The sequence below is a fragment of the Lactonifactor longoviformis DSM 17459 genome (genome assembly GCF_900129135.1).
Taxonomy (GTDB): Bacteria; Bacillota; Clostridia; order Lachnospirales; family Lachnospiraceae; genus Lactonifactor; species Lactonifactor longoviformis.
The window spans coordinates 18,094-34,188 of the sequence record NZ_FQVI01000022.1; the positions used below are offsets into that span (position 1 = coordinate 18,094).

General features: G+C 45.0%; 17 protein-coding genes and 7 tRNA genes. All 24 read left to right on the plus strand.

Going from position 1 to position 16,095, the window contains the following annotated elements:
* Positions 1-109: 109 nt before the first annotated feature.
* The 24 genes from BUA56_RS16690 (at position 110) to BUA56_RS16805 (ending at position 16,046) form a co-directional block, all read left to right on the plus strand.
* Complete coding sequence (locus tag BUA56_RS16690; RefSeq protein ID WP_072853786.1) at positions 110-361, plus strand: hypothetical protein; 252 nt, start codon at positions 110-112, stop codon at positions 359-361.
* A 110-nt stretch (positions 362-471) separates the two neighbouring features.
* The gene (locus BUA56_RS16695; protein ID WP_072853788.1) at positions 472-801 is read left to right on the plus strand and encodes a rhodanese-like domain-containing protein; all 330 of its coding nucleotides are present in this window, start codon (positions 472-474) and stop codon (positions 799-801) included.
* Positions 802-825: 24 nt separating this feature from the next.
* The gene (gene yfcE / locus BUA56_RS16700) at positions 826-1,368 is read left to right on the plus strand and encodes a phosphodiesterase (RefSeq protein ID WP_072853790.1); all 543 of its coding nucleotides are present in this window, start codon (positions 826-828) and stop codon (positions 1,366-1,368) included.
* A gap of 20 nt (positions 1,369-1,388) precedes the next feature.
* Positions 1,389-2,543, plus strand: coding sequence for a THUMP domain-containing class I SAM-dependent RNA methyltransferase (locus tag BUA56_RS16705; protein ID WP_072853792.1), 1,155 nt, complete (start codon positions 1,389-1,391; stop codon positions 2,541-2,543).
* Positions 2,544-2,654: 111 nt separating this feature from the next.
* Positions 2,655-3,269 carry an RdgB/HAM1 family non-canonical purine NTP pyrophosphatase gene (rdgB, locus tag BUA56_RS16710; RefSeq protein ID WP_072853794.1) on the plus strand — a complete coding sequence of 205 codons (615 nt, stop codon included), beginning with the start codon at positions 2,655-2,657 and terminating at the stop codon, positions 3,267-3,269.
* Positions 3,270-3,287: 18 nt separating this feature from the next.
* Positions 3,288-3,773, plus strand: coding sequence for a metallophosphoesterase family protein (locus tag BUA56_RS16715; protein ID WP_072853796.1), 486 nt, complete (start codon positions 3,288-3,290; stop codon positions 3,771-3,773).
* 132 nt (positions 3,774-3,905) lie between these two features.
* A tRNA-Pro gene (locus BUA56_RS16720) sits at positions 3,906-3,980 on the plus strand.
* 38 nt (positions 3,981-4,018) lie between these two features.
* A tRNA-Gly gene (locus BUA56_RS16725) sits at positions 4,019-4,089 on the plus strand.
* A gap of 25 nt (positions 4,090-4,114) precedes the next feature.
* Positions 4,115-4,188: transfer RNA gene (locus BUA56_RS16730), tRNA-Arg, on the plus strand.
* 7 nt (positions 4,189-4,195) lie between these two features.
* A tRNA-His gene (locus BUA56_RS16735) sits at positions 4,196-4,269 on the plus strand.
* A gap of 37 nt (positions 4,270-4,306) precedes the next feature.
* Positions 4,307-4,378 (plus strand) — tRNA-Gln (locus BUA56_RS16740).
* Positions 4,379-4,416: 38 nt separating this feature from the next.
* Positions 4,417-4,489 (plus strand) — tRNA-Lys (locus BUA56_RS16745).
* A gap of 106 nt (positions 4,490-4,595) precedes the next feature.
* Positions 4,596-4,675, plus strand: a tRNA-Leu gene (locus tag BUA56_RS16750).
* A 162-nt stretch (positions 4,676-4,837) separates the two neighbouring features.
* Positions 4,838-5,950, plus strand: coding sequence for an ROK family transcriptional regulator (locus BUA56_RS16755; protein ID WP_072853798.1), 1,113 nt, complete (start codon positions 4,838-4,840; stop codon positions 5,948-5,950).
* Positions 5,951-6,143: 193 nt separating this feature from the next.
* A complete protein-coding gene (locus tag BUA56_RS16760; RefSeq protein WP_072853800.1) occupies positions 6,144-7,190 on the plus strand; it encodes an NAD(P)-dependent alcohol dehydrogenase in 1,047 nt (348 codons plus the stop codon).
* 115 nt (positions 7,191-7,305) lie between these two features.
* Positions 7,306-7,557: a hypothetical protein gene (locus BUA56_RS16765; RefSeq protein ID WP_139249502.1), complete on the plus strand. Its 252-nt coding sequence runs from the start codon at positions 7,306-7,308 to the stop codon at positions 7,555-7,557.
* Positions 7,558-7,748: 191 nt separating this feature from the next.
* Positions 7,749-9,272 carry a transcription termination factor Rho gene (rho, locus tag BUA56_RS16770; RefSeq protein ID WP_479724301.1) on the plus strand — a complete coding sequence of 508 codons (1,524 nt, stop codon included), beginning with the start codon at positions 7,749-7,751 and terminating at the stop codon, positions 9,270-9,272.
* A gap of 100 nt (positions 9,273-9,372) precedes the next feature.
* On the plus strand, positions 9,373-9,576 hold the full coding sequence (rpmE, locus tag BUA56_RS16775; protein ID WP_072853805.1) for a 50S ribosomal protein L31: 204 nt from the start codon (positions 9,373-9,375) through the stop codon (positions 9,574-9,576).
* 147 nt (positions 9,577-9,723) lie between these two features.
* Positions 9,724-10,701 carry a DUF1385 domain-containing protein gene (locus BUA56_RS16780; RefSeq protein WP_072853868.1) on the plus strand — a complete coding sequence of 326 codons (978 nt, stop codon included), beginning with the start codon at positions 9,724-9,726 and terminating at the stop codon, positions 10,699-10,701.
* On the plus strand, positions 10,698-11,549 hold the full coding sequence (gene prmC, locus BUA56_RS16785; protein WP_072853807.1) for a peptide chain release factor N(5)-glutamine methyltransferase: 852 nt from the start codon (positions 10,698-10,700) through the stop codon (positions 11,547-11,549). Before BUA56_RS16780 ends, prmC begins: the two co-directional genes overlap by 4 nt.
* A gap of 13 nt (positions 11,550-11,562) precedes the next feature.
* On the plus strand, positions 11,563-12,639 hold the full coding sequence (prfA, locus tag BUA56_RS16790; protein WP_072853809.1) for a peptide chain release factor 1: 1,077 nt from the start codon (positions 11,563-11,565) through the stop codon (positions 12,637-12,639).
* A gap of 31 nt (positions 12,640-12,670) precedes the next feature.
* Positions 12,671-13,591: a nucleotidyltransferase family protein gene (locus BUA56_RS16795; protein WP_072853811.1), complete on the plus strand. Its 921-nt coding sequence runs from the start codon at positions 12,671-12,673 to the stop codon at positions 13,589-13,591.
* A gap of 55 nt (positions 13,592-13,646) precedes the next feature.
* Positions 13,647-14,993 carry a phosphoglucosamine mutase gene (gene glmM, locus BUA56_RS16800; RefSeq protein ID WP_072853813.1) on the plus strand — a complete coding sequence of 449 codons (1,347 nt, stop codon included), beginning with the start codon at positions 13,647-13,649 and terminating at the stop codon, positions 14,991-14,993.
* A gap of 15 nt (positions 14,994-15,008) precedes the next feature.
* Positions 15,009-16,046, plus strand: coding sequence for a tetratricopeptide repeat protein (locus tag BUA56_RS16805; protein WP_072853815.1), 1,038 nt, complete (start codon positions 15,009-15,011; stop codon positions 16,044-16,046).
* Positions 16,047-16,095: the final 49 nt, after the last annotated feature.

Genomic DNA, 16,095 nt, shown 5'->3' on the forward strand with positions numbered 1-16,095 from the left:
AATTTATTTTTGTACCTTAAAGTATTTGGCAGGATTTATGAGGAATATTTCCCGGATAACAAGGAATAATAAGAACGTAACAAAAAACGTTATTCAGGAGGTAGTAATTATGTCCAAAAATTACAGTGACGAAACATCAACCAAAAACAAAATGAACAACGAGTACAATAACCAGTCTTCCAACTACTCAAACAGCGAGAGCAATTCCCAGAACAATAACTCTCAGTACAACAACTCCCAGAACAGAAGCTCTCAGAACAGCAATTCTCAGAACAACAATTCTCAGAACAGCAATTCTCAGAACAAAAGCTCTAACAAATCTTCAAATAAGAGCTCTAACAACGCAGAATCCAGATTCTAATCTTGGACGTAAAGGCGCAGCAACGTAAGTTGCCGCGCCTTTTTTCCGTTTGGGAGCTCACACAGGTAAATTTTCTCAACATATACTGAAAGAAAAAGGATAAATTTGGTATGGTAACAGTAGACACAATTTCAGTAAGTATGTTAGACAGCTATTGCGGTGATAATAGCGTTATTATTATAGATTTGCGCTCCAGAGAGGAATTTGAAGAGAGTCATTTTAAAGGAGCTGTGAACATTCCCTACGAAGAATTAGAATATGCTAAAAGGTTTCCAAAAAGCAAGACATTGATTCTTTATTGTGACAGAGGGGGTGCCAGTCTGTTCGCTGCCCGGGAATTGATGAAAAAAGGGTATCGGACAAAGTCTGTCGTTGGCGGATTTCGGGCTTATAAAGGACCTAACTTGTATTTTGGCGGTAATCATAGTAGAATGAGGTAATAACTGTTCAAAGGAGAAACTTTTATGAAATACTTGATTGCTTCAGATATTCATGGGTCAGCCTACTATTGCAGGAAGATGCTGAAGGCCTATGAACAGGAAGGTGCAGATAAAATACTTCTATTGGGTGATCTTTTATACCATGGGCCGCGCAATGATCTGCCCAGGGAATATGCTCCCAAGGAAGTAATTCATATGCTGAACAATTATAAACAGAAAATTTACAATGTGAGAGGTAACTGTGACGCGGAGGTAGACCAGATGGTTCTGGAATTTCCTGTGATGGCGGATTACTGCATTATAATAGAAGAAACGCGAACTATTTATGCGACCCATGGCCATATTTATAACCAGGATCATCTGCCCCCGCTGCAGGATGGGGATGTGCTTCTGCACGGTCACACTCACGTACTTAAGGCAGAGCGAAGGACAGGCTATACGCTTTTGAATCCAGGAAGTGTATCCCTTCCGAAGGAAGGGAATATTCCCACCTATGCTGTGTTAGAGAATGGAAGGTTCAGCATCAAGGGATTTGACGGAACCGTGGTGAAAGAGATTCAATTATAATTAAGAAAAAGAGGACAAGAATGGAACGATTGGAATTAATTGCCCCCTGCCATTTTGGGCTGGAGGCCGTACTGAAAAGAGAAATCATAGATTTGGGGTATGACATCAGCCAGGTGGAGGACGGAAAGGTGACTTTTTGGGGGGATGCAGAGGCAATAGCCTATGCCAATGTATTTCTCAGGACTGCAGAGAGAGTAATGATTAAAGTAGGAAAGATAAAGGCGACAACGTTCGAGGAACTTTTTGATAAGACAAAGGAGCTTCCCTGGGAAAACTTTATACCCAAGGACGGGAAGTTTTGGGTGGCGAAGGCAAATTCTATAAAGAGTAAGCTGTACAGCCCGTCAGATATACAGAGTATTATGAAAAAAGCAATTGTCGAGCGTTTAAAGGGAAAATACCACGTAGCATGGTTTGAGGAAGACGGTCCCAGCTATCCTATTCGTGTATCTTTTCTAAAAGATGTGGCTACTATAGGGCTTGATACTACCGGAACTTCTCTTCATAAGCGGGGATACCGGCAGTTGACTGCCAAGGCTCCTATTACAGAGACACTTGCAGCAGCTTTACTTATGCTCACCCCCTGGAAGAAAGACAGAATCCTGGTAGATCCGTTCTGCGGCAGCGGCACATTTCCTATAGAAGCCGCTATGCTGGCGGCAGACATGGCCCCGGGTATGAACCGCTCCTTTCTGGCAGAAGACTGGAAAAATGTAGTGGGCAGAAAGTATTGGTATGATGCTGCTAATGAAGCGAGGGAACGGATGGATACGAAGATAGACGTGGATATCCAGGGATATGATATCGACGGCGACGTGGTTCGATCTGCAAGAGAGAATGCCAGAGCCGCAGGTGTAGAGCATCTGATACATTTTCAGCAGAGGGAAGTGAGCCAACTTCGGCATCCTAAGAAATATGGATTCCTGATAACCAATCCTCCTTACGGAGAACGTTTGGAGGAACGGAGCGAGCTGCCGGGCCTGTATACAGAGATAGGGGAGAGCTTTGCAGCACTTGATTCCTGGTCCATGTACCTAATCACCAGCTATGAGGATGCAGAGAAATACATTGGCAGAAAAGCAGATAAAAACAGGAAAATTTATAATGGGATGCTGAAGACATATTTCTATCAGTTTCTGGGGCCGAAGCCTCCCAAAAAGACAAAACCGGAATAAAATTGAGCTTCCCATAAAGAAGGCAGTTCCATGTTGATAAAAGCAGTTGTCCTGCCCCTGGAATTGTGGTAAAATTCTTGCAAGTATTATATAAAAGAAGAAGGTGCAGGAATGAGTCGTATTATATTTGCAACCGGCAATGAGGGTAAAATGCGTGAAATCCGGGAAATCCTCAAGGACCTGAATATGGATATACTGTCAATGAAAGAGGCTGGTATTGAACTTGATATTGTAGAAGACGGAAGCTCGTTTGAAGAGAATGCATTGATCAAAGCCAAAGCCATTGCGCAGACAGATGTGTGCAGGGCACACGGAGACATTGTACTGGCGGATGATTCCGGGCTGGAGGTTGATTATCTGAATCTGGAACCTGGAATTTATTCTGCCCGGTACATGGGAGAGGATACTTCTTACAGAATTAAAAATCAGAATATTATCCAACGCCTGGATGGAGTCCCGGAGGATAAGAGAACTGCCAGATTTGTCTGTGCTATAGGTGCGGTTTTTCCTGATGGCAGGGTAATTACTACCAGAGGAACCATCGAAGGGATCATCGGCTGGGAGGAGAGGGGAAGCAATGGGTTTGGATATGATCCCATCTTCTATCTGCCGGAATATGGATGCAGTACTGCCGAACTGCCTATGGATGTTAAAAATAAACTGAGCCACCGCGGAAATGCTCTGCGGGCACTGAAAGAAAAGATGTGTCGGGAACATCTTATGTAAACAGGGAGGGGGCTGCGGATGAAGATATTAGTGGTTAGTGATACCCACGGACGGGAACGGAATCTGGAACGGGTACTGGAGAAAGTTGCTCCGGTAGACGCGCTGATTCATCTGGGAGATGTAGAAGGCCATGAGGATTATATAGAATGCCTGGCGGGGTGTCCTGCCTATATTGTCTCCGGAAACAATGATTTTTTTTCTGATTTGCCCAGAGAAAGGGAAATTCAGCTGGGAAATTACAAAGCACTGCTGACTCACGGTCATTATTACGGCGTTTCCATGGGAACAGAGCGGCTGGAGGAAGAAGGGAGAGTTCGGGGGGTACAGATCGTAATGTATGGTCATACGCACAGGCCTTTGATTGAACAGCTGGAGGATATCACGATCCTGAACCCGGGGAGCCTGTCATATCCCAGACAGATAGGAAGGGAACCCAGCTTTCTTATCATGGAGATTGACAGAAAAGGAGAGGCCCATTATACTATTAATTACCTGAAAAACTGAAAAAGTAAAATTAGAAAAATATGTATTTTGTTGATTAAAAGTGTTGACATATGGAAAATGCTATGGTATATTATATCTTGCGTTGAGCAAAAAAAGAGGTAAAGTGAGCTCAGCAGACAACAAAATACATCTCGGGGTGTGGCTCAGCTTGGCTAGAGCGCCTGGTTTGGGACCAGGAGGTCGCAGGTTCGAATCCTGTCACCCCGACTGTCGTAAAGCAATCGCAATAGAAACGACAACATTGTGCGGGTGTAGTTCAATGGTAGAACACTAGCCTTCCAAGCTAGATACGTGGGTTCGATTCCCATCACCCGCTTCTCTAATCTCATTAGAGAGGAAATGTGCTTGTAGCTCAGCTGGATAGAGCAACGGCCTTCTAAGCCGTGGGTCGGGGGTTCGAATCCCTCCAGGCACGTTGTATGGTGGGTATAGCGCAGTTGGTTAGCGCGCCAGATTGTGGCTCTGGAGGCCAAGGGTTCGAATCCCTTTATCCACCTTGCGCTGTGTACTGATGAGTGTACAGCTTTTTTTATTGGGCTATCGCCAAGCGGTAAGGCACAGGACTTTGACTCCTGCATTCGCTGGTTCAAATCCAGCTAGCCCAGTTCTGGGACCTTGCCGATTGGAGACAGGACCAGACTATGGGATATTAGCTCAGTTGGTAGAGCACTTGACTTTTAATCAAGTTGTCCGGGGTTCGAATCCCCGATGTCTCATTGTAAAAGGTATAAACTTTTGGTTTATACCTTTTATTATACGGCAAAGCCGTATGCCTGCCCGAAAGGGAAGCGTTCAAAAATGCTGCACAGTATAGAGCTATATGCGGATATGGCGGAATTGGCAGACGCGCCAGATTTAGGTTCTGGTGGGAGACCGTGCAGGTTCAAGTCCTGTTATCCGCAGTACGTTTGGAAATAAGAAATGTTCAGCTTTTCTGAATGCACAGAGTCTTTACCCAATGGTGGGGGAAGGCTCTTTTTTTCTGTGCATTTTCTTGCATTTTCTATGGCTTATATCTATAATGTTTTTTATAAAATGAATGATAAAAGTGGAAGGGATGAAATATGCCGGTAAATATATTAGAGACAAAGCGCATGAATAAAGCCAGAATTGCCAGGTTTATATCTGTCCAGGGCAGTACCTCAAAGGCGGAGATCGCAAACAAACTAAATCTGAGTATGCCTACTACACTGCAGAATGTAAAGGAATTGGTAGAAGCAGGGATCGTGGCGGAGGAGGGGGAATATGAATCCACCGGCGGCAGAAAAGCAAAGGCTCTGTCAATTGTAAGGGATGCCGGGTATGCAGTCGGTGTTGACATTACAAATAACCATATTACTATGGTTATAGTAAATACAAGAAAAGAAATAATCCAATCAGACAGAATACGCCGGACTTTCCAAAATAGTATCCAATACTATGAGTGTCTGGAACAGGGGATCCGGGAATTTATTATGAGGGCAGGGACAGAGAAAAGTAAGATCCTAGGGATTGGCTTTTCCCTTCCGGGTATTGTGGACAAAGCGCAAAAAATCCTCATACGTTCCCATACACTAAATGTTGAGAATGTCAGCTTTCGAGATCTGGAAAGCTCCTTGGGGCTTCCATGCGAGCTGGAAAACGACGCAAACAGTGCAGCGTGTGCGGAGCTGGATGATAAAATCACGAATGCGGTTTATCTTTCTCTAAGTAATACAATCGGCGGTGCTATTTGCCTTCGGGGGCAGCTGTACAAAGGAGAAAATTTTAGAAGCGGGGAGTTTGGACATATGGTAATAGAGCGCGATGGCAGGACTTGCTATTGCGGAAAAAGAGGGTGTATTGACGCCTACTGTTCGGCAAAAATTCTGCAGGACTATGCCGGCGGCAGTCTGGAAGACTTTTTTGAGAAGGTAAGGCGGCAGGATGCTGAGGTTCAGGAAGTTTGGAATGACTATCTGGACAGCCTGGCCATTGCAGTTACAAATCTGCGGATGGCCTTTGACTGCAGTATAGTTCTGGGAGGATATGTAGGAGGATACCTGGAAGAATTCATGCCGGAGCTGGCAAAAAGAGTTTTGCAGGACAATAAGTTTGATTTGGATACCTCCTATCTTAAGACAGGGAAATATAAATTTGAAGCATCTGCGTATGGGGCTACATTGGGATTTGTGGATTCATTTTTTGATCATGTATAGATATGGTGTACAAAGGCATCTTCCTATATTGGGGAAGATGCCTTTGTACATTTTTACTAAAAAAAGATATAATAATTGACTAATATATAGATTCTGCTGCAGGGGGATTGACATATATGGCATAATAGGCAATAATGAAATTACTTTGATAAAATGATTTATAAAAGAAGAAATAAAACAGGGAGGAGACAACATGGAAGGTAAGATGAAAACGGCAGTAATGCTTGGAATAGGACATATGGGATTTGAGGAGCGCGATATTCCAAAAGTGGGTGATAACGAAGTATTGGTAAAGCTCGAATATGTAGGAATTTGCGGGAGTGATCTCCATTATTACGAGACAGGTGCAATTGGTGACTATGTGGTAGAACCGCCTTTTGTTCTTGGACACGAGCCGGGAGGAACCGTTGTGGAGGTAGGGAAACAGGTAACACACTTAAAAGCGGGGGACAGGGTAGCTCTGGAGCCGGGGAAAACCTGCGGACACTGTGAATTCTGCAGGGAAGGAAAATACAATCTCTGTCCTGATGTGGTGTTTTTTGCCACGCCCCCTGTAGACGGTGTTTTTCAGGAATATGTGGCACATGAAGCAGACCTGTGCTACAAACTTCCAGAGAATGTAAGTACCCTGGAAGGGGCACTCATTGAACCGCTGGCAGTTGGATTTCACGCAGCCATTCAGGGGAATGCGCACCTTGGCCAGAAAGCTGTGGTAATGGGAGCTGGATGTATCGGTCTGGTTTCCATGATGGCGTTAAAGGCGAGAGGGGTTTCTGAGGTATACGTGGTAGACATTATGGAAAAACGTCTTCAAAAGGCAATGGAATTAGGAGCAGCCGGGGTGATTAACGGTGCGGAGGAGGACGTAATCGAACGCGTAAAAGAGATTACAGACAATAGGGGGATGGATCTGGTTATTGAGGCCGCAGGGACAGAGATTACCACAAGGCAGGCAGTCCGGATTGCTAAAAAAGGCTCTGATATTGTTTTGGTGGGATACAGTAAAAGCGGTGAGATAACACTGCCTATGAGCTTGATTCTGGATAAAGAGCTAACCCTAAAGAGCGTATTCCGCTATCGTCACATCTATCCAATGGCTATTGAAGCAGTGGCATCCGGCAAAGTGAATTTGAAAGGGATTGTAACAGATGTATTTCCCCTGGACGAGGTACAAAAAGCAATGGACTACAGCGTGAACAATAAGGCTGACATAGTAAAAGCTGTGATTCAGATCGCCTAGATAAAATAAAGTTGGAATCACCTTTTGCCGGATTTCTTGACAAAGTACCAGAGAGGATATAAGATGATAATGAAAATAGATGTCTGAAAAAGAGAACAAGTTAAAGGTGATACATATGAAGATAAACAGTAATAAAGCAGACTTGGATAAAAAGAGGGAAGAGGAGAAAGGGAAGCTGAGGCGTAAGTTTCAGATGTGCCTTCCTCTGGGGTTTCTTGTACTCTTGCTGGCACTGCTGTGTAAACAGTTTGCCTATCTGAGCGACTTTACCATTGGATTCCTTGAGGGGATCGCCATAGCTTTACTGGTGGCTGGAGTCGGCTATCTTATCTGGTGCAGAGTGAAAAAAGAAAAGCCGTTTGAATAACCATCATACCAGGCAGGAGCCCAGTGCTCCTGCATTTTTAAATTCTGCTTTCTTTTTATATTGAAATGTGATAGGATAATCAAAGATAACAATATCTTGATTTTTATAGACTATATATAAATCTTTATGATCGCTGTCGTTTCAGACAAGAAATCCAGTAGAAGCATTTCTAAAAAAGAGAGGACAAGACTATGATGAGAGAAAAGTATGAATCCCTGTCCCTTGGTGCTTTGAAAGAAGTAGCTAAGGCAAGAGGACTGAGGGGGATTTCTACCTTGAAGAAAAGTGCATTGATTGACAGAATGCTGGAAGAAGACGAAAAAGAAGAGAAAACGGCAAAAGAAATGCCTAAAGAGACAGAGGAAAGAACCGAAGGGAAGGCGGATCCTGTACAGAAGTCTGAGCCGACGCCAAAAACGGAACAAGCTGTGAAACCTGAGAATGCATCCAAAACAGACCATTCCCAGAGGTCTGAGCGTGTCCACAGAACAGAGAATACTCAGCGTCCGGACCAGACTTATGTGAAAACGGAAAGAAAGAATGATGCCAGACAAGACGAGAAGCCTCCTATGGACCAGTCACAGCTGGACAGCGGACAGACAGCCTGCGGGATTCTGGAGGTGCTGCCGGACGGCTATGGGTTTATCCGGTGTGCCAATTATCTTCCGGGGGAGAATGATGTTTATGTATCTCCTTCCCAGATCCGCCGTTTTAATTTGAAAACAGGTGATATCCTGAAGGGCAACACCAGAGTGAAGAGCCAGAATGAGAAGTTCAGCGCCCTGCTGTACGTGACCTCTATTAATGGGATCTCACCCAATGAGAGTGTGAAACGGTACAATTTTGAAGATATGACGCCTATCTTCCCCAATCAGAGACTTCGCCTGGAGCGCCAGGGCGGAAGTGTGGCTATGCGGATTGTAGATCTGCTGAGTCCTATCGGAAAGGGACAGAGAGGTATGATTGTATCTCCGCCGAAGGCAGGAAAAACAACTCTTTTGAAGGACGTAGCCAAGTCCATACTGAGAAATAATTCGGAGATGCATCTGATTATCCTTCTGATAGACGAACGGCCTGAGGAAGTGACAGATATTAAGGAAAACATACAGGGAAAGAATGTAGAAGTGATATATTCTACATTCGATGAGCTTCCGGATCACCATAAAAGAGTGTCCGAGATGGTAATTGAACGGGCAAAGCGTTTGGTAGAGCATAAAAAAGACGTCACCATTCTTCTGGACAGTATTACTCGTCTGGCCAGGGCCTATAACCTTACCGTACCCCCAAGCGGCCGTACCTTGTCCGGAGGTCTGGATCCGGCTGCCCTTCATATGCCAAAACGCTTTTTCGGAGCTGCAAGAAATATGCGGGAAGGGGGGAGCCTTACTATTCTGGCTACAGCCCTCGTGGACACAGGAAGCAAGATGGATGACGTGATCTATGAGGAATTTAAAGGCACCGGTAATATGGAACTGGTACTGGACAGAAAACTCTCAGAAAAGAGGGTATTTCCTGCTATTGACATTCCTAAATCTGGCACAAGGAGAGAAGATCTCCTCCTATCCAGAGAGGAACAGGATGCTGTGGATTCCATGCGCAGGGCACTGAACGGAATGAAGACAGATGAAGCGGTAGAGAACATTTTGAATATGTTTGTCCGCACCAGGAATAACCAGGAATTTATACAGATGATTAAAAAGCAAAAAATTGTCTAAAGAACTTGCAATTTATAATGGATTATGATATAATTTGAAAGCTGTTTAAATATCAAAACACAAAGTAACAAGAATGAAATAGATTGATGAGGTGAAAAAAATGAGAGAAGGTATCCATCCAGAGTACCACCAGGCAACTGTAACTTGTAACTGTGGTAATACGTTTACAACAGGTTCTACCAAACCGGAGATTCACGTAGAAATCTGTTCCAAATGCCATCCATTCTATACAGGACAGCAGAAAGCTGCACAGGCTCGCGGACGTATTGATAAGTTTAACAAGAAATACGGTATCACAAAATAATAATTGGACTGGTGTACGCCGGCAGAAAGTCGTGCGACAGCATATAACAAAAGAATTACCCGTGCTTGCGCGAGTAGTTCTTTTGTTCATTTACAGGAAACTTAAGTGCGGTAAATGAACAATGAGCATAGGCAGAAAGGAATGTGCATGAAATCATCTAATATTGGCGGACAGGCTGTTATGGAAGGAATCATGATGCGGCACAAAGATAAGTACTCTATCGCCGTCCGTAAGCCTGACCAGGAGATTGAAGTAAAGGTCGAGGATTATAAAAGTTTTATAAAAAGTAAAAAGCTTCTTACAATTCCCATTGTCCGCGGTGTGCTTAATTTTATTGATTCTCTGGTCGTGGGAACCCGGTGCCTGATGTATTCCGCCTCATTTTTTGAAGAGGACGAGGAGGAAGAGCAGAAAAAACAGGAGTTTACCTGTGAAGAATTAAAGAAATATGAGGAGAAACAGGAAAAACAGAATAAAATATTAATGACAGTCACTGTAATACTATCCGTGGTGATTTCTGTCGGCCTGTTTATGATACTTCCCTACTTCATTGCCAGCCTGCTTCACAAGGTAAATGCGTCGGACACCGTGGTTGCCATTGCGGAGGCATTTATGCGGATCGGTCTTTTCCTTTTATATCTGGTGGCAATCTCTAAAATGAAAGATATCCAGAGAGTATTTATGTATCACGGTGCAGAACATAAGTGTATCAACTGTGTGGAACACGGTATGGATCTGACGGTGGAGAATGTAATGAAAAGCTCCCGGCTTCATAAGCGCTGCGGAACCAGCTTTTTACTGATTGTTATGGTAGTCAGTATTATTTTCTTCCTGTTTATCAGAGTTCCTTCTCCCGTGATGCGTGTGGTAGTCCGCCTGCTGCTGGTTCCGGTGATTGCGGGTGTTTCCTATGAATTTATCAGATTGGCGGGCAGCAGTGAGAATCCGCTGGTTACCGCTTTAAGCAAACCAGGTATGGCCCTGCAGAAGCTCACAACCAGAGAACCGGATCCGGATATGGCTGAGGTGGCCATTGCCGCTGTGGAGGCTGTTTTTGACTGGAGGGCTTATCTGGAGGAAAATTTTACCCGTTCTGGGGAAAAAGCGAAGGAAGAATCGGCATGACTACGCTGAAAGAACTTCTGGATTACGGGAAGAAAGCGTTAACTGAGGGATGTATAGAAAACGGAGCTCATGATGCATGGCTGCTTATGGAGCATGTATGTAACATAGACAGAAGCTTCTATTATGTGCACCCTGAGAAGACGGTAACGGATGGAACGGCGGAAGAATACCGGCTGCTGGTAGAGAAGAGAAAAAGACATATTCCCCTGCAGCAGCTGACAGGAGAGGCATGGTTTATGGGGCTGCCGTTTTACGTGAATGAGAATGTATTGATTCCCCGCCAGGATACAGAATGTCTGGTAGAAGAGGTGTTGAAACGGGGGAGTAAGGCTGAGCGTATCCTGGATCTCTGCACCGGCAGCGGATGTATTCTTCTGAGTATTCTCCATGAACTGCGTTCAGTGAGAGGAGGCTCTGTACGGGGAGTGGGCGCCGATCTTTCTGCCCCGGCTCTGGAAGTGGCGGAAAAGAACCGGGAGAGACTGGGAATTGAGGCTGAACTGGTACAAAGTGATTTGTTTGAAATGATTGAGGGAACCTTTGATATGATTGTTTCTAATCCCCCCTATATACCTTCCGGCGTTATAGATGGCCTAATGGAAGAGGTGCGTGCTCATGAGCCTGCAATGGCTCTGGATGGTGGAGAGGATGGGTATGATTTCTATCGAAAAATTATCCGCAGGGCTCCGGCATATTTGCGCGGGGGAGGATGGCTTTGCTTTGAGATTGGATATGATCAGGGAAAGGGGCTGGAAGATCTTCTCAAAGAGGAAGGGTTTCAGGAGATTCAGATTATACAAGATCTGGCCGGACTTGACCGGGTTGCGGTAGGCCAGTGGAAGAGTTAGAGGAGGAAAACCTGTGTTTGATAAATTAGAAGATATTTTAATTCGCTTTGAGGAAATACTGGGGGAATTAAATGAGCCTACAGTGGCCAATGATCAGAGCCGTTTCCAGAAGCTTATGAAGGAGCAGAGCGATCTGCAGCCTATTGTGGATGCCTACAAGGAGTACAAGGAGAGCAGACAGACCGCGGAGGACAGTGTTTCCATGCTGGAGGAAGAGTCGGACGCTGAAATGAGAGAGATGCTGAAGGAGGAACTGTCCCTTGCAAAAAAGAGAATTGAGGAGCTGGAGCATGAGCTGAAGATACTTTTGCTTCCCAAGGATCCCAATGACAGCAAAAACGTAATTGTGGAGATACGGGCAGGAGCCGGGGGAGATGAGGCTGCCCTCTTTGCTGCTGAAATTTACCGGATGTATGTAAAGTACGCAGAGACTAACCGCTGGAAAACAGAGATGATGAGTCTGAACGAGAACGGGATCGGGGGATTTAAAGAAGTTACCTTTATGATCAACGGTAGCGGTGCATACTCCAAATTAAAATACGAAAGCGGTGTGCACCGGGTTCAGAGAGTACCGGAGACAGAGTCCGGGGGACGGATTCACACTTCTACAATTACCGTAGCCATTATGCCGGAGGCTGAGGAGATAGATTTCCATCTGGATATGAATGACTGTAAATTCGATGTGTTCCGGGCATCCGGAAACGGAGGCCAGTGTGTAAACACTACGGACTCAGCGGTCCGTCTGACCCATATTCCTACAGGAATTGTTATTTCCTGCCAGGATGAAAAGTCGCAGCTGAAAAATAAAGATAAAGCATTAAAAGTACTTCGCTCCCGCCTGTATGAGATGGAACTGGAGAAACAGCACGATGCGGAGGCGGAAGCGAGAAGAAGCCAGGTTGGAACAGGAGACCGGTCAGAAAAGATACGAACGTATAATTTCCCTCAGGGCCGGGTAACAGATCACAGGATTAAATTGACGCTGCACCGTTTGGATAGTATAATGAACGGAGATTTGGAAGAAATTATCGACAGTCTGATCGCAGCAGACCAGGCGGCTAAGCTTAGCAATCTTCAGGAAGATTACTAAGAAATACTTTGAGAGGGTACAGGAGGAACAGATGAAAAAAACAGCTTTAGTTATCATGGCGGCAGGAATCGGAAGCAGATTTGGCGGCGGCGTTAAACAGCTGGCACCTGTTGGGCCGAATGGTGAAATTATCATGGACTACTCCATCTATGACGCCTTAGAAGCGGGATTTAATAAAGTGGTATTTATTATCAGGAAAGATCTGGAGAAGGATTTTAAAGAGATTATCGGCCGGCGAATAGAAAAAATTGTTGAGGTAGAGTACGCATACCAGGAACTAGACCAGCTCCCGGAAGGCTTTCAAAAGCCGGAGGATCGTACAAAACCCTGGGGAACAGGGCAGGCAGTGTTAAGCGCCAGAGAACTGATAAGGGAGCCCTTTGCGGTAATTAATGCAGATGATTACTACGGAAAAGAAGCGTTTGTCAAAGTGCATGATTATCTGGTAAAGGAACAGCCGGGACAGGAAGAGGTTCTTTCCATCTGTATGGCGGGCTTTATTCTGGGAAATACCCTGAGTGATAACGGTTCGGTGACAAGAGGTGTGTGTCAGGTAGACGAAGACAGTCATCTGGTAAAAGTAACGGAGACACACAATATTGTAAAGACAGAAGGCGGGGCAGGAGTGCTGCAGGAGGACGGCAGTATCCTTCCTCTGGATGCGGACAGTTATGTGTCTATGAACATGTGGGGGCTTACCCCGGAATTTCTCGAAGTTCTGGAAACGGGATTTGTGGAGTTCCTTTCAGGCCTTACCCCGGAAGATACGAAGAAGGAATATCTTCTGCCAACCATCGTGGATGGGCTTATCAGAGAGAAGAGAGCAGAAGTGACTCTCTTGGAGACCAGAGACACCTGGTTTGGGGTGACCTACAAAGAGGATAAGCAGACGGTTGTGGATGCCTTTGCAGAATTAATCCGCAAAGGGATTTATAAGGAAAAGCTTTTTTGATAACTGGAAACCGCATACAGCAGACAAATTAATTGAATAAGTGAGGAGTAGAAGTATGGGCAAATATTTTGGAACAGACGGATTCAGAGGAGAAGCAAATGTTAATCTTACTGTAGAGCATGCGTATAAAGTCGGCAGATTTCTGGGATGGTATTTTGGCCAGAATCATAAGGCGCAGATCGTAATTGGAAAGGATACCAGAAGAAGCAGTTATATGTTTGAATATTCTCTGGTTGCAGGGCTGACTGCGTCAGGGGCAGATGTATATCTCCTGCATGTGACAACAACCCCCAGTGTATCCTATGTGGTGCGCACTGAGAACTTTGACTGTGGAATTATGATCTCTGCCAGCCATAATCCTTTCTATGACAATGGGATCAAAATTATTAACGGACAGGGACAGAAGATGGAAGCCTCCGTGGAGGAGCAGATAGAGGCATATATTGATGGAAAGATCCCGGAGATACCTTTTGCGCTGAAGGAGAATATCGGTCGCACCGTAGATTTCTCCGCGGGCAGAAACCGCTATATCGGATACCTTATCTCCATTCCTACAAGAGCATTCAAAAATATGAGAGTGGGTCTTGACTGTGCCAACGGGAGTGCATCCGCTATCGCAAAAAGTGTATTTGATGCACTGGGAGCTAAGACCTATGTGATCAACAATGAGCCGGACGGCACCAATATAAATACCAACTGCGGCTCTACCCATATTGAAATTCTTCAGGAGTTTGTAAAGGAAAAACAGCTGGATGTTGGTTTTGCCTATGACGGAGACGCCGACAGGTGTATTGCAATTGACGATCAGGGAAATATTGTAGACGGCGATATTATCCTTTATGTCTGCGGCAAATATCTGAAGGAGCAGGGAAAACTGAACAACAATACTATTGTTACTACTGTTATGTCCAATCTGGGCTTATATAAGGCTTGTGACAGAGAAGGGATTTCTTATGAAAAGACAGCTGTAGGAGATAAGTATGTCTGCGAGAATATGATGGATAACGGTCATATGCTGGGAGGCGAACAGTCAGGACACATTATATTTGCACACCATGCCACTACCGGTGACGGAATCCTTACCTCTCTGAAGATTATGGAAGCTGTGCTGGAGAAGAAACTGCCGCTCAGCACTCTGGCCAGTGAAGTTAAAATCTATCCTCAGCTGTTAAAGAATGTAAGAGTCTTTAATAAGCAGGAAGCCAGAGAGAATGCGAAGGTAGTTGAGATTGTAGAACAGGTGGGAAAAGATTTGGGCGATGAAGGCCGTATCCTGGTAAGGGAGAGCGGAACAGAGCCGGTGGTCCGTGTTATGGTAGAGGCCGCCACGGATGACATCTGCAGGGAACAGGTTAACAGAGTCATTCAGGTAATGGAAAGAGAACAGTTGATCGCTGAATAATAAGAGGAACGCAGAATGATAAAATATAAGGGGATACTTATTATGAGCTGTGTTCTGTGCCTGACGGCAGGCTGTGGAAGCGATAAGCTCAGCCACTACGAAGAAGGCGTACAGGCGCTGGAGCAGGAAAGCTATGAGGATGCCATTGGGAGCTTTGAATTGTCTGTGGCAGATGACAAAAAGGTGGCAGAGTCCTATCGGGGAGAAGGGATCGCTTATCTCAAGCAGGGAAACTATGAGGAAGCAATTACGGCGTTCCAGAGTGCTCTGAAGAGTCTGGATGGCAAAAAAGAAGGGATGCAGAAGGATATCAGGTATTATCTGGCCACAGCCGAATACCAGGCCGGGATTCTGGATAACGCGCTGAATACCTGCAACGATATACTGGACATGGAGACAGATAAGGATGCTTACTTTCTGCGGGGCCAGATTTATCTGGCACAGGATGACTATGATAATGCCAAGTCGGATTTTCAGAAAGCAGTAGATAAATCAGAGGATTACGAGGATTTTCTTAATGTTTACCGTGCATATCGGGAAAAGGATATGAAAGCGGACGGGGAAGAATATCTGGAGGAAGCTCTGAAAATTGAAGCCAGGGACGAACAGGATGAATATGACAGAGGAAGAGTTTACTATTATCTGGAAGATTTTGAGAATGCCAAAGAAGAACTGATTCATTCCATGAATAACGGGAATCCGGATGCCGCACTTCTGCTGGGCAAGGTGTATGTGGCCATGGGGGATACCTCCAGCGGCAGACAAATGTATCAGCAGTATCTGGCGGATAAAGGGGAATCCGCCAAGGCATATAATGGCATGGCATACTGCGATATTGCGGACGGAGAATACGACAGTGCCCTGGAGAATATCCAGAAGGGTCTGGAACTCAACGATCCTCAGGAAAATCAAAGTCTGCTGTACAATGAAGTGGTGGTGTACGAGAAAAAGCAGGAGTATGGGACTGCAAAGGAAAAGATTGCTGCATATTTGGAAAAATATCCTTCAGATCAGGATGCGATCAAAGAAAGTACATTTCTGCAGACCAGATAAATATAGAAAAAGAGCCGGTTTAAGAATGATGTGACCCCAATAAGTTAGA

What these genes read in the sequence shown, in the direction of transcription:
- BUA56_RS16755 (WP_072853798.1), top strand. Translation starts at nt 4,838, where the DNA reads ATGCCGGTAAATATATTAGAGACAAAGCGCATGAATAAAGCCAGAATT.
- glmM (WP_072853813.1), top strand. Translation starts at nt 13,647, where the DNA reads ATGGGCAAATATTTTGGAACAGACGGATTCAGAGGAGAAGCAAATGTT.
- BUA56_RS16765 (WP_139249502.1), top strand. Translation starts at nt 7,306, where the DNA reads ATGAAGATAAACAGTAATAAAGCAGACTTGGATAAAAAGAGGGAAGAG.
- BUA56_RS16690 (WP_072853786.1), top strand. Translation starts at nt 110, where the DNA reads ATGTCCAAAAATTACAGTGACGAAACATCAACCAAAAACAAAATGAAC.
- BUA56_RS16715 (WP_072853796.1), top strand. Translation starts at nt 3,288, where the DNA reads ATGAAGATATTAGTGGTTAGTGATACCCACGGACGGGAACGGAATCTG.
- rho (WP_479724301.1), top strand. Translation starts at nt 7,749, where the DNA reads ATGATGAGAGAAAAGTATGAATCCCTGTCCCTTGGTGCTTTGAAAGAA.
- BUA56_RS16705 (WP_072853792.1), top strand. Translation starts at nt 1,389, where the DNA reads ATGGAACGATTGGAATTAATTGCCCCCTGCCATTTTGGGCTGGAGGCC.
- BUA56_RS16760 (WP_072853800.1), top strand. Translation starts at nt 6,144, where the DNA reads ATGGAAGGTAAGATGAAAACGGCAGTAATGCTTGGAATAGGACATATG.
- BUA56_RS16805 (WP_072853815.1), top strand. Translation starts at nt 15,009, where the DNA reads ATGATAAAATATAAGGGGATACTTATTATGAGCTGTGTTCTGTGCCTG.
- BUA56_RS16795 (WP_072853811.1), top strand. Translation starts at nt 12,671, where the DNA reads ATGAAAAAAACAGCTTTAGTTATCATGGCGGCAGGAATCGGAAGCAGA.
- rpmE (WP_072853805.1), top strand. Translation starts at nt 9,373, where the DNA reads ATGAGAGAAGGTATCCATCCAGAGTACCACCAGGCAACTGTAACTTGT.
- yfcE (WP_072853790.1), top strand. Translation starts at nt 826, where the DNA reads ATGAAATACTTGATTGCTTCAGATATTCATGGGTCAGCCTACTATTGC.
- rdgB (WP_072853794.1), top strand. Translation starts at nt 2,655, where the DNA reads ATGAGTCGTATTATATTTGCAACCGGCAATGAGGGTAAAATGCGTGAA.
- BUA56_RS16780 (WP_072853868.1), top strand. Translation starts at nt 9,724, where the DNA reads ATGAAATCATCTAATATTGGCGGACAGGCTGTTATGGAAGGAATCATG.
- prmC (WP_072853807.1), top strand. Translation starts at nt 10,698, where the DNA reads ATGACTACGCTGAAAGAACTTCTGGATTACGGGAAGAAAGCGTTAACT.
- BUA56_RS16695 (WP_072853788.1), top strand. Translation starts at nt 472, where the DNA reads ATGGTAACAGTAGACACAATTTCAGTAAGTATGTTAGACAGCTATTGC.